The sequence below is a fragment of the Pseudomonas multiresinivorans genome (assembly GCF_012971725.1).
GTDB classification, from domain to species: Bacteria; Pseudomonadota; Gammaproteobacteria; order Pseudomonadales; family Pseudomonadaceae; genus Pseudomonas; species Pseudomonas multiresinivorans.
Map to the genome: position 1 here is coordinate 6,399,161 of NZ_CP048833.1, position 12,033 is coordinate 6,411,193.

Consider the following 12,033-nt stretch of genomic DNA (forward strand, 5'->3'; position numbering starts at 1 on the left):
ATTGGATTATTTGCTTGAAAGCCAAACCAACCTGAGCTTGCCTTAAACACTCGAAGTATCATCAGGCTTGCCAGGGAGATTCATCATGAACGGAGTATCAGACCCGCCCGGCGACCCCACGCCCAACCCTCCACCACCGCAACCCACCGCCACCGAAGATGGCTGGCCAGCCTTTGCCACTCCGATTCTCTGCACCGCCATCGCGATCGGCTTCATCCTGATCCTGTTCGGCTGGCTGGTCGCAAGATTCGCCCCTTTCAGCTGGATGCTGGAAACCTTCATTGTCTGTACAGGGCTGAGCATCATACTGGGTGCCTTCGGCACTCGAGCCAAAGTCAAGGTTCTGGGCGACGCGGGAGTGCTGGTAGGCGTTGCCGCTGTCGCGATCATTATCTTCGTGACGCTGCTCAACCAGATGTCCGACCGCTATGTTCACATAAAACTCAGCGGTGACATTCAGCCGAAACAAGTCAAGACCGTCGAACTGTATGGCGACAATCAATATCCCGGAAGTCTGCTGAGCAACCGCAACTCCTGGAGTTTCTATATATTCGGCAAGGAAATCAGAAGTCCGACCGTTGACCTGAAGATAGTATTCACCGGAGAGGAAGACCGGGAAGCGGATTTCGGCTGCATCAAATCAGAGCAGATCACTCCGTATCTTGCTTCCGGAAAGACAATCCACTGGAAGTATTCGAAGAAGAACAATCGTCTGGTCAATGTGGAAACCAACCAGGTCGTCGGCGTCATCGGCTGTGAAACACCAGAGGATTTCGCCCGGCTGCCTGCAACCACCAGGCAGATGATCACCTTCAGGATGATCAGCGAGGCCGTGGCTGGCGACGAAGTGCCTGCTAACGACGCGAAGATTCAGGACCTCATCGCCGACCTCGACTCCGACAGCAGTCTCGTCAGGCGCGACGCACGAACCAGGCTGGGCGAATCCGGCGTACCGGCCATCGAGCCGTTACTCGATAGCTTCAGCCAGCCCAACGTCAGCTATCGCACCCAACTCGGCGCGCTGGTTGCGCTCAACTCGATGGCCCGGCAGAAAACCGATGTCGAGAAATTCAAGACAGGGATAACCGACGCCGAGTTGGAAGAGTTGGTCGGTGCGACCGCCCACAACGATGAAACCCTGCGCAAATACGCTTCCGAGTTCCTCTACCGGATCGGCGACCCACGCACCATCACACCCGCCCTGAGCAAGTTCCCGTCGTCTTCGGCCAACGGCAAGTACAACCTGCTGCTGGTGATCAAGGGTTCGCTTGCGCAAGCCAGCCCGGAGCAGAAGCAGGCACTGGCGGAGAAAGTCGAACAGCTGAAGTCCGTCGAAACACCAAAGACCAACCAGTTGATCGAGGACATCCTCGCTGAAGTGTCCAACTGATTCTTGAGCACCCTCTATATCATTGGAGACAAATCATGGCCGCCGACCTGAATGAGCTCGTAGCGGAGTTCCGCGACAAGGTGACTGTACTGCTTAGCGCATGCGCCAAGACGGGCGTCATCATGCGTCCGAGCACCGGGCTGCGAGACCCACTGGAACAAGGGCGACTGTGGAGGCAGTCCCGGTCGATCGAGGAGATCAGCGAGAAGATCAAATCGCTGAAGCAACAGAAAGCACCGTTTCTCGCCCACTGCATCGAGTCGGTCGGGCCACAGGATGGCAAGCACGTCACCAATGCCATTCCGGGTCTTTCCTGGCATCAATGGGGTGAAGCGCTGGACTGCTTCTGGCTGCTGGACGGCAAGGCGGAATGGTCCACCAAGCGCCTCGTCGGCGGACAGAATGGTTACCAGGTGATGGCCAACATGGCGGAGTCCGTCAAACTCGACGCCGGCGGGCACTGGCCGAAATTCAAAGACTGGCCGCACCTACAATTGCAAAAGGCCGGCAGCCCGCTGCAGGTCCACGATCTGGCTGCGATCGACAAGGCCATGCAGCAGCGATTCAGCTAAACCGCTGTTTCCAGCGGCGTGGTGGGCCGGCTGTGCACAACAAAAACCCCCTGGGACTTGCGTCGCAGGGGGTTCGGTGAAGCTGGCTGGCGATGGCTCCGTCAGAACGGAATATCGTCGTCGAAGCTGTCGTAGTCCGGAGCCGGTTGCGGCGCGGGCTGGGACTGCTGCTGCGGCGCAGGACGCTGGGCCTGCTGCGGACGCTGCTGCGGCTCGCGGGGAGCGCGCGGAGCATCGTCACCACCGGCGCCCGGACGGCCGCCCAGCAGCTGCATGTTGCCGTTGATGTCGACCACGATCTCGGTGGTGTACTTGTCCTGACCGTCCTGGCCCTGCCATTTGCGAGTGCGCAGGCTGCCTTCGACGTAGATCTGCGAGCCCTTGCGCACGTACTCGGCGACGATCTCAGCCAGGCGACCGAAGAACACCACGCGGTGCCACTCGGTACGCTCCTGCTGCTGGCCGGTCTGCTTGTCCTTCCAGCTCTCGCTGGTGGCCAGGGTGACGTTGGTCACCGCGTTGCCGTTGGGCATGTAACGGGTTTCCGGATCGCCACCGACGTTACCGACCAGAATGACTTTGTTAACCCCACGGGCCATGACGCTCTCCTAAAGGCTTCAGCACGTCGCCTGCTCGGCGCCGGCGAGGCGCTCGAGGGACGTGCGATCAACTTGTTGGGAATCCACTTTGACATAAGCGGCCGCTTCTTCAACGACCACCATCACATCGCTCACACCGGGCAATGCCTTGAAACGCTCAGCCAACGAAGCATCGCGCAGGGCCTCATCGGAAAGAGGCAGGCGAATACTCGTTACATAAGGCGGTTCGCGCATGGTAACAGCAATCGCCAGCCAGATGGCAGCCAGCACCGCGCAGCCGATGAACACCCCGTCGAGCCCGCCGTGCTGGTACATCCAGCCACCGAGAATGCCACCTACCGCGGCGCCGAGGAACTGGCTGGTGGAGTACACGCCCATCGCCGTGCCCTTGCCGCCGGCCGGCGACACCTTGCTCACCAGCGAAGGCAGCGAAGCCTCCAGAAGATTGAATGCGGTGAAGTAGACGACGATGCCGAACACCAGTTCCTTGAGGCTGTTGCCGAACTCCCAGAAGAACAGTTCACAGAGCATCAGGGTCGCCACCGCGCCGGCCAGCACGCGTTTCATCTGGCGCTTTTTCTCGGCGTAGATGATGAACGGCACCATGGCGAAGAAGCCGATCAGCAGCGCCGTCAGGTAGACCCACCAGTGTTGCTCCTTGGGCAGCCCGGCGCGCTCCACCAGCGCCAGCGGCAGCGCGACGAAGCTGGCCATGAGAATCGCGTGCAGGACCAGAATGCCGACGTCCAGGCGCAACAGATCGCCGTTCTTCAGGGTCGGGATCAGCGACTGCTTGGCAACGCTGGACTCACGGTGCTGCATGCGGTGATCCGGCACCGGCACCATGAAGAGAATGATCAGGATGCCCACCAGCGCCATGCCGGAGGTGAACCAGAACAGCCCGTGCAGGCCGAACCAGTGGGTCAGCACGGGGCCGGCGACCATCGAGGCGGCAAAGGAAACACCGATGCTCATGCCGATGATCGCCATGGCCTTGGTCCGGTGCTGTTCGCGGGTCAGGTCGGAGAGCAGTGCCATGACCACCGCGGAAATCGCCCCGGCGCCCTGGATCACCCGGCCGGCGATGACGCCCCAGATCGTGTCGGAGCTCGCCGCAACGGCAGCGCCGACGGCGAACACCAGCAGGCCGACGACGATGATCGCGCGGCGGCCAATGCGGTCGGACAGCGTGCCCAGCGGAATCTGCAGCACCGCCTGGGTCAGGCCGTAGGCGCCCATGGCGAAGCCGATCAGGGCCGGCGTTGCGTCCGCCAGCTCCATACCGTAGGTCATCATGACCGGCAGCAGCATGAACATGCCAAGCATACGGAAGGCATAGAGCAGGGCCAGGCCGGAAGTCGCCCGGAGTTCTGTGCCACTCATGCGCTCAGTGTGGGAATCGTGCATAAGCCCCTCGTGGGAAGACGGATGTCGGGAATGCGCTCAATGGCTCCCGTGACGGCGCGGCCTTCCAAGCCGCAAAGGGCCGGCTGTCGCCAGCGCCGAAAAATAGCCGCGCATTCTACCAGCCCCGAGGTCCAAGGGCACACACGCGCTACTTTGCCGCGTACCCGCCACGCCCCGTATAATCGATAGTTTTCGCCCGCCATGCGAGGCCGCTGTGGACAAGATCCTCATCCGTGGGGCACGTACCCACAACCTGAAGAACATCGACCTGACCCTGCCGCGCGACAAGCTGATCGTGATTACCGGCCTGTCCGGTTCCGGCAAGTCTTCCCTGGCCTTCGATACGCTCTACGCCGAGGGCCAGCGCCGTTACGTGGAATCCCTGTCGGCCTACGCCCGGCAGTTCCTCTCGATGATGGAAAAGCCCGACGTCGACACCATCGAAGGTCTGTCGCCGGCGATCTCCATCGAGCAGAAGTCCACCTCCCACAACCCGCGTTCCACCGTGGGCACCATCACCGAGATCTACGACTACCTGCGCCTGCTCTACGCCCGCGTCGGTATTCCGCGCTGCCCGGACCACGACATCCCGCTGGAAGCGCAGACCGTCAGCCAGATGGTCGACCAGGTGCTGGCGCTGCCCGAGGGCCGCCGCCTGATGCTGCTGGCCCCGGTGATCCGCGAGCGCAAGGGCGAGCACCTGGCGGTGTTCGACGAGATGCGCGCCCAGGGCTTCGTCCGTGCCCGCGTCAACGGCAAGCTGTACGAGCTGGACGAAGTGCCCAAGCTGGACAAGAAGCTCAAGCACTCCATCGACGTGGTAGTGGACCGCTTCAAGGTGCGCGGCGACCTGCAGCAGCGTCTGGCGGAATCCTTCGAGACAGCGATCAACCTGGCGGACGGCATCGCGCTGGTCGCGCCCATGGACGACGAAGAAGGCGAGGAAATCATCTTCTCCGCGCGCTTCGCCTGCCCGATCTGCGGCCACTCGATCAGCGAGCTGGAACCCAAGCTGTTCTCCTTCAACAACCCGGCCGGCGCCTGCTCGACCTGCGATGGCCTGGGCGTGAAGCAGTTCTTCGACGCGCGCCGGGTGGTCAACGGCGAGCTGACCCTGGCCGAGGGTGCGATTCGCGGCTGGGACAGGCGCAACGTCTACTACTTCCAGATGCTCGGCTCGCTGGCCGGGCACTTCGGCTTCAGCCTGGAAGAGCCCTTCCAGGACCTCGACCCGGATCACCAGAAGTTCATCCTCAATGGCTCGGGCCGCGAGAACGTCGAGTTCCGCTACCTCAATGACCGCGGCGACATCGTCAAGCGCGCGCACCCGTTCGAAGGCATCCTGCCGAACCTGGAGCGCCGCTACCGCGAAACCGAATCGGCCACCGTGCGCGAGGAACTGGCCAAGTTCCTCAGCACCCAGCCCTGCCCGGACTGCCACGGTACCCGTCTGCGCCGCGAGGCCCGCCATGTGTGGGTCGGCGACAAGACGCTGCCGGCAATCACCTCGATGCCGGTGGGCACCGCCTGCGAGTACGCCGAGAGCCTGACCCTGACCGGCCGCCGCGGCGAGATCGCCTCGAAGATCCTCAAGGAAATCCGCGAGCGCCTGCAGTTCCTGGTCAACGTCGGCCTCGACTACCTGACCCTGGACCGCAGTGCGGACACCCTCTCCGGCGGCGAGGCCCAGCGCATCCGCCTGGCCAGCCAGATCGGCGCGGGCCTGGTCGGCGTCATGTACATCCTCGACGAACCCTCCATCGGCCTGCACCAGCGCGACAACGAGCGCCTGCTGGGCACCCTCACCCACCTGCGCAACCTGGGCAACACGGTGATCGTGGTCGAGCACGACGAGGACGCCATCCGCCTCGCCGACTACGTGGTCGATATCGGCCCCGGCGCCGGCGTACATGGCGGGCAGATCGTCGCCGAGGGCACGCCGCAGCAGGTCATGGACCACCCGGATTCGGTTACTGGTGCCTACCTCTCCGGCCGCACCAAGATCGTCGTGCCCGCCGAACGCACCCCGCGCAACAAGAAGCAGTTGCTCAAGCTCAAGGGCGCGCGCGGCAACAACCTGCAGAACGTCAACCTGGAAATCCCGGTCGGCCTGTTCACCTGCATCACCGGCGTGTCGGGCTCGGGCAAGTCGACGCTGATCAACAACACCCTGTTCCCGATCACCGCTACCGCGCTCAACGGCGCCACCACGCTGGAAGTCGCGCCTTACGAGTCGTTCGACGGCCTGCAGCATCTGGACAAGGTAGTGGACATCGACCAGAGCCCGATCGGCCGCACCCCGCGCTCCAACCCGGCGACCTACACCGGGCTGTTCACGCCAATCCGCGAGCTGTTCGCTGGCGTGCCGGAGTCGCGCTCGCGCGGCTATGGTCCGGGGCGCTTCTCCTTCAACGTCAAGGGCGGCCGCTGCGAGGCCTGCCAGGGCGATGGCGTGATCAAGGTGGAGATGCACTTCCTGCCGGACATCTACGTCCCCTGCGACGTCTGCAAGGGCAAGCGCTACAACCGCGAAACCCTGGAAGTCCGCTACAAGGGCAAGAGCATCACCGAAGTGCTGGACATGACCATCGAGGACGCCCGTGCGTTCTTCGACGCCGTCCCCGCCATCGCCCGCAAGCTGCAGACGCTAATGGATGTTGGCCTGTCGTACATCAAGCTGGGACAGAGTGCGACCACCTTGTCCGGCGGCGAGGCGCAACGGGTGAAGCTGTCCCGCGAGCTGTCCAAGCGCGATACCGGCAAGACCCTGTACATCCTCGACGAGCCGACCACCGGCCTGCACTTCGCGGATATCCAGCAACTGCTCGACGTGCTGCACCGCCTGCGCGACCACGGCAATACCGTGGTGGTGATCGAGCACAACCTGGACGTGATCAAGACCGCCGACTGGCTGGTCGACCTAGGTCCCGAGGGCGGTTCCAAGGGTGGCCAGATCATTGCCACCGGAACCCCGGAGCAAGTGGCGGAGCTGGAGGTGTCGCACACCGGGCACTTCCTCAAGCCACTGCTGGAGCGTGATCGGGCCTGATCCGCGCCGGTATGAAAAAGCCCCTGTCGCCGATCGGCGCAGGGGCTTTTTCTTTGGCACCTGTAGGAGCGAGCTTGCTCGCGAACAGCGTTTCCCGCCCAGGCAGATGTCAGGCGGTTCGCGAGAAGCTCGCTCCCACAAAACAAAAGCCCTCGATACGCAAGCATCGAGGGCTCATCCGATCTAGAGCCGCGAATCAGATCTGCGACTGCAGGTAGTTCTCCAGCCCCATCTTGGCGATCAGGCCGAGTTGCTGCTCCAGCCAATAGGCGTGGTCTTCCTCGGTATCAGTCAACTGCACGCGCAGGATATCGCGCGTGACGAAGTCTTTGTGCTTCTCGCACAGCGCAATGCCCTTGGCCAGGGCCGCACGAACATGGCGCTCCAGCTTAAGGTCGGCTTCCAGCATTTCCGGCACGGTCTTGCCCGGGTGGATGTCGTCCGGGCGCATGCGCGGGACGCCTTCGAGCAGCAGGATGCGGCGCAGCAACGCATCGGCGTGCTGGGTTTCCTCTTCCATCTCGTGGTTGAGACGCTCGTAGAGCTTGGTGAAGCCCCAGTCCTCGTACATGCGCGAGTGGATGAAGTACTGGTCGCGAGCGGCCAGCTCACCGGTCAGCAGCGTGTTGAGATAATCGATAACCTCGGCGTGGCCTTGCATCAGCCTTCTCCCTGGGACGTGACAGCGAATTAAACGGCGCTATGGTCGCGACTGGCCATGACCGGGGTCAAGTCCGCGATGCCCCACAAACGCAACCGCCCTCCGAAGAGGGCGGCTGGTAGAACGGTTTCAGCTTAGTCGAGCTTCAGGCCCAGCGCCTTGGCGACGCCTTCACCGTAGGCCGGGTCGATCTTGAAGAACAGCGCGAGCTGACGGCGCTGGATCGCTTCCGGCACGCCTGCCATGTCCCCGGCGATGTTCTCGTACAGGCGCTGCCGTTGCGCTTCGTCGAACAGACGGAACAGTGCGGCGGGCTGACTGTAGTAATCGTCGTCGACACGGTGGTTCCAGTGGTCGGCGCTGCCTTCCAGGGTCAGCGGCGGCTCGGAGTAATCCGGCTGTTCCTGCCATTGGCTGAAGCTGTTCGGCTCGTAGGTGACGGACATGTCACCGTTATTGCCGTCCACCCGCATGGCGCCGTCGCGGTGATAGATGCGCGGGTTGTTGCGCGCAGCATTCACCGGGATCTGGTGGTGGTTCACGCCCAGGCGATAGCGGTGTGCATCGCCGTAGGAGAACAGGCGACCCTGGAGCATCTTGTCCGGCGAGAAACCGATGCCGGGAACGATGTTTGCCGGGCTGAAAGCAGACTGCTCAACCTCGGCGAAGTAGTTCGCCGGGTTGCGATTGAGCTCGAAGTAGCCCACCTCGATCAGCGGATAGTCGCCGTGCGGCCAGACCTTCGTCAGGTCGAACGGGTTGTAGCGGTAGGTCGACGCCTCCTTCTCCGGCATCACCTGTACATACATTTTCCAGCGCGGGAAGTCGCCGCGCTCGATGGCCTCATACAGATCGCGCTGGGAGCTCTCGCGGTCGGCGCCGACCAGTTTCGCCGCTTCCTCGTTGCTCAGGTTCTCGATGCCCTGTTGGGTCTTGAAGTGGAACTTGACCCAGAAGCGTTCGTTGCCGGCATTGATGAAGCTGAACGTGTGGCTGCCAAAACCATGGACGTGACGGTAGCTGCGAGGCAGGCCGCGGTCGCTGAAGTCGATGGTCAACTGGTGAAGGGCTTCGGGCAGGTGAGAGAAGAAGTCCCATTTCAGCGTGGCGTTGCGCAGGTTGGTGCGCGGATCGCGCTTTACCACGTGGTTCAGGTCGGGGAATTTCAGCGGATCGCGGAAGTAGAAGACCGGGGTGTTGTTGCCGACCAGGTCCCAGTTGCCTTCCTCGGTGTAGAACTTCAGGGCGAAGCCACGAATATCGCGCTCGGCGTCTGCTGCGCCACGCTCGCCGGCCACGGTGGAGAAGCGCAGGAACAGGGGAGTCTGCTTGCCGACCTGGGAGAACAGCTTGGCGCGGGTATAGCGGGTGATGTCCTGGGTGACGGTGAAGGTACCGTAGGCCGCGGAGCCCTTGGCATGCATGCGACGCTCAGGGATCACTTCGCGGTCGAAGTGCGCCAGTTTTTCCAGGAACCAGACATCCTGCAGCAGCATCGGACCCCGCGGGCCGGCGGTCTGGACGTTCTGGTTATCGGCGACCGGAGCTCCAGCTGCAGTCGTCAGACGGGTGTTGTCGCTCATCGTTACTCTCCTCAACGGCGGGATGCCTGTATGCCGGCAAACTGCGGAGGCAGAAGGCTCGGCCCGACATCCCAATCGGACAATTAAGCGCCTCCAACGGCATTGCGGCTGTTGATCCAGCTCAGCAAGCAGTAGAAGTCGACGGCGTTAAGGATCGGTGACAAGAGACTTGATAAGCCAATTTATTGATTCGAGCCGATCAATAGATAAAAACTTTTCTCCAGGCGATAAAAAACCGGGCACAAGGCCCGGTTTCTTATAAGGCGTAAACCTTACTCTGCAGCTTCTACTGCTTGGCCGCCAACAGCGCGGTCAATCAGTTCGACGTATGCCATGGGGGCATTGTCGCCGGCGCGGAAGCCGCACTTCAGGATGCGCAGGTAGCCGCCCGGACGGTTGGCGTAGCGCTTGCCCAGTTCGTTGAACAGCTTGCCTACGGCTTCTTTCGAACGGGTACGGTCGAAAGCGAGACGACGGTTGGCAACGCTATCCACTTTAGCCAGGGTGATCAGCGGCTCGGCAACGCGACGCAGTTCCTTGGCCTTGGGCAGGGTGGTTTTGATCAGCTCGTGCTCGAACAGCGACACAGCCATGTTTTGGAACATGGCCTTGCGGTGCGAGCTGGTACGGCTCAGGTGACGACCACTTTTACGATGGCGCATGGTTCAATTCCTTTCCAAACTTTACGTTCGGTAGCTACGACGATCAGGCAGTAGCCTTGTCGTCTTTCTTAAGACTTGCCGGCGGCCAGTTATCGAGGCGCATACCGAGGGACAGACCGCGAGAGGCCAGAACGTCCTTGATTTCGGTCAGGGACTTCTTGCCCAGGTTCGGAGTTTTCAACAGCTCTACTTCGGTGCGCTGAATCAGGTCACCGATGTAATAGATGTTCTCCGCCTTGAGGCAGTTGGCCGAACGAACGGTCAGCTCCAGGTCATCGACCGGACGCAGCAGGATCGGATCGATCTCGTCTTCCTGCTCTTCAACGACGGGCTCGCTGTCGCCTTTGAGGTCCACGAACGCTGCCAGCTGCTGTTGCAGGATGGTAGCGGCGCGACGGATAGCCTCTTCAGGGTCCAGGGTGCCGTTGGTTTCCAGATCGAGGACAAGCTTGTCCAGGTTGGTACGCTGTTCGACACGGGCGTTCTCGACCACGTAGGCAACACGACGTACGGGGCTGAACGACGCATCGAGCTGAAGACGGCCAATGCTACGGCTTTCGTCTTCATCGCTGGTGCGGGCATCAGCCGGCTCGTAGCCACGGCCACGAGCGACTTTCAGCTTCATATTCAGCGCGCCGTTATCAGCCAGGTGGGCGATAACATGGTCACCGTTGACGATCTCGACATCATGATCCAGCTGAATATCGGCAGCGGTCACCACACCCGAGCCCTTTTTCGCCAGGGTCAGCGTCACTTCGTCACGGCCGTGCAGCTTGATGGCCAGGCCTTTCAGGTTGAGCAGGATCTCGATGACGTCTTCCTGAACACCTTCGATGGCGGAGTACTCGTGGAGTACGCCGTCGATCTCGGCCTCGACTACCGCACAGCCGGGCATGGAGGACAACAGGATGCGACGCAGCGCGTTGCCCAAAGTATGGCCGAAACCACGCTCGAGAGGCTCGAGGGTGATCTTGGCGCGGGTTTGGCTGACCACCTGCACATCAATGTGGCGGGGGGTCAGGAACTCATTTACCGAACTCTGCATGGATGCACCTATTTTCTAGCCCTTACTTGGAGTAGAGCTCGACAATCAGGTTTTCGTTGATGTCGGCGGACAGATCGGCACGAGCCGGGACACTTTTGAAGGTGCCAGCTTTCTTGTCGGTGTCCACGTCGACCCACTCAACGCGACCGCGCTGGGCGCACAGGTCCAGAGCTTGGGCGATACGCAGCTGGTTCTTCGATTTCTCGCGAACAGCAACGACATCACCGGCTTTGACCTGGTAGGACGGTACGTTTACGGTCTGACCGTTGACGCTGATGGTCTTGTGGGACACCAGCTGACGGGATTCGGAACGAGTGGAACCGAAGCCCATACGGTAGACGACGTTGTCCAGACGGCACTCAAGCAGCTGCAGCAGGTTTTCACCTGTGGAGCCCTTGCGGCGGGACGCTTCCTGATAGTAGCCACGGAACTGACGTTCCAGAACGCCGTAGATGCGGCGAACTTTTTGTTTCTCGCGCAGCTGCAGACCGTAGTCGGACAGACGACCACGACGCTGGCCATGCTGGCCGGGAACTTGTTCTGCCTTGCACTTCGAGTCGAGGGCACGAACGCCGCTCTTCAGGAAGAGATCAGTGCCTTCGCGGCGGGACAGTTTGCACTTGGGACCAATGTAACGAGCCATTTCTCACTGTCTCCTATTACACGCGACGCTTTTTCGGCGGACGGCAGCCGTTATGCGGGATCGGGGTTACGTCGGTGATGCTGGCGATCTTGTAACCGCAGGCATTCAGCGCACGAACAGCCGACTCGCGACCCGGGCCCGGGCCTTTGACGTTGACGTCAAGGTTCTTCAGACCGTATTCCAGAGCAGCCTGGCCGGCACGCTCGGCCGCTACCTGGGCAGCGAACGGAGTGCTCTTACGCGAGCCACGGAAGCCCGAACCACCGGAAGTGGCCCAGGACAGGGCGTTGCCCTGACGATCAGTGATGGTAACGATGGTGTTGTTGAAGGACGCGTGGATATGCGCGATCCCGTCAACCACCGTCTTTTTGACTTTCTTGCGAGGACGAGCAGCAGGTTTTGCCATGACTATATTCCTAAGC

General features: G+C 61.6%; 11 protein-coding genes. 3 read left to right on the forward strand and 8 right to left on the reverse strand.

Going from position 1 to position 12,033, the window contains the following annotated elements:
- Positions 1-85 precede the first annotated feature (85 nt).
- Both G4G71_RS29225 and G4G71_RS29230 read left to right on the forward strand, forming a co-directional pair.
- On the forward strand, positions 86-1,390 hold the full coding sequence (locus G4G71_RS29225) for a HEAT repeat domain-containing protein (protein ID WP_169942313.1): 1,305 nt from the start codon (positions 86-88) through the stop codon (positions 1,388-1,390).
- Positions 1,391-1,425: 35 nt separating this feature from the next.
- Entirely contained in the window at positions 1,426-1,962 is a 537-nt protein-coding gene (locus tag G4G71_RS29230) for a M15 family metallopeptidase (protein ID WP_169942315.1), read from the forward strand.
- Positions 1,963-2,063: 101 nt separating this feature from the next.
- Here G4G71_RS29230 and ssb read toward each other — a convergent pair whose 3' ends face one another.
- Positions 2,064-2,561, reverse strand: a complete 498-nt coding sequence (ssb, locus tag G4G71_RS29235) for a single-stranded DNA-binding protein (protein WP_017521888.1) — start codon at positions 2,559-2,561, stop codon at positions 2,064-2,066.
- 18 nt (positions 2,562-2,579) lie between these two features.
- Entirely contained in the window at positions 2,580-3,968 is a 1,389-nt protein-coding gene (locus tag G4G71_RS29240) for an MFS transporter (RefSeq protein ID WP_169942317.1), read from the reverse strand.
- A 214-nt stretch (positions 3,969-4,182) separates the two neighbouring features.
- Between G4G71_RS29240 and uvrA the strand changes: the two genes are divergently transcribed.
- On the forward strand, positions 4,183-7,017 hold the full coding sequence (gene uvrA / locus G4G71_RS29245) for an excinuclease ABC subunit UvrA (RefSeq protein WP_169942319.1): 2,835 nt from the start codon (positions 4,183-4,185) through the stop codon (positions 7,015-7,017).
- Between the two features lie 196 nt (positions 7,018-7,213).
- Here the strand turns inward: uvrA and bfr are convergent, their stop codons facing one another.
- The 6 genes from bfr to rpsK all read right to left on the reverse strand — a co-directional run bounded on the left by bfr (position 7,214) and on the right by rpsK (position 12,017).
- Positions 7,214-7,678 carry a bacterioferritin gene (bfr, locus tag G4G71_RS29250; RefSeq protein WP_169942321.1) on the reverse strand — a complete coding sequence of 155 codons (465 nt, stop codon included), beginning with the start codon at positions 7,676-7,678 and terminating at the stop codon, positions 7,214-7,216.
- A 134-nt stretch (positions 7,679-7,812) separates the two neighbouring features.
- A complete protein-coding gene (katA, locus tag G4G71_RS29255; RefSeq protein ID WP_169942323.1) occupies positions 7,813-9,261 on the reverse strand; it encodes a catalase KatA in 1,449 nt (482 codons plus the stop codon).
- A gap of 272 nt (positions 9,262-9,533) precedes the next feature.
- Positions 9,534-9,923: a 50S ribosomal protein L17 gene (gene rplQ / locus G4G71_RS29260; RefSeq protein WP_169942325.1), complete on the reverse strand. Its 390-nt coding sequence runs from the start codon at positions 9,921-9,923 to the stop codon at positions 9,534-9,536.
- 43 nt (positions 9,924-9,966) lie between these two features.
- Positions 9,967-10,968, reverse strand: a complete 1,002-nt coding sequence (locus G4G71_RS29265) for a DNA-directed RNA polymerase subunit alpha (protein WP_024767078.1) — start codon at positions 10,966-10,968, stop codon at positions 9,967-9,969.
- Positions 10,969-10,990: 22 nt separating this feature from the next.
- Positions 10,991-11,611, reverse strand: a complete 621-nt coding sequence (gene rpsD / locus G4G71_RS29270) for a 30S ribosomal protein S4 (RefSeq protein WP_054906702.1) — start codon at positions 11,609-11,611, stop codon at positions 10,991-10,993.
- Positions 11,612-11,627: 16 nt separating this feature from the next.
- Entirely contained in the window at positions 11,628-12,017 is a 390-nt protein-coding gene (gene rpsK, locus G4G71_RS29275; RefSeq protein ID WP_003093689.1) for a 30S ribosomal protein S11, read from the reverse strand.
- Positions 12,018-12,033 lie beyond the last annotated feature (16 nt).

Excerpts from the sequence above, each read along its gene's own strand:
- G4G71_RS29225 (WP_169942313.1), top strand. The coding sequence starts at position 86 with ATGAACGGAGTATCAGACCCGCCCGGCGACCCCACGCCCAACCCTCCA.
- G4G71_RS29230 (WP_169942315.1), top strand. The coding sequence starts at position 1,426 with ATGGCCGCCGACCTGAATGAGCTCGTAGCGGAGTTCCGCGACAAGGTG.
- ssb (WP_017521888.1), bottom strand. The coding sequence starts at position 2,561 with ATGGCCCGTGGGGTTAACAAAGTCATTCTGGTCGGTAACGTCGGTGGC.
- G4G71_RS29240 (WP_169942317.1), bottom strand. The coding sequence starts at position 3,968 with ATGCACGATTCCCACACTGAGCGCATGAGTGGCACAGAACTCCGGGCG.
- bfr (WP_169942321.1), bottom strand. The coding sequence starts at position 7,678 with ATGCAAGGCCACGCCGAGGTTATCGATTATCTCAACACGCTGCTGACC.
- katA (WP_169942323.1), bottom strand. The coding sequence starts at position 9,261 with ATGAGCGACAACACCCGTCTGACGACTGCAGCTGGAGCTCCGGTCGCC.
- rplQ (WP_169942325.1), bottom strand. The coding sequence starts at position 9,923 with ATGCGCCATCGTAAAAGTGGTCGTCACCTGAGCCGTACCAGCTCGCAC.
- G4G71_RS29265 (WP_024767078.1), bottom strand. The coding sequence starts at position 10,968 with ATGCAGAGTTCGGTAAATGAGTTCCTGACCCCCCGCCACATTGATGTG.
- rpsD (WP_054906702.1), bottom strand. The coding sequence starts at position 11,611 with ATGGCTCGTTACATTGGTCCCAAGTGCAAACTGTCCCGCCGCGAAGGC.
- rpsK (WP_003093689.1), bottom strand. The coding sequence starts at position 12,017 with ATGGCAAAACCTGCTGCTCGTCCTCGCAAGAAAGTCAAAAAGACGGTG.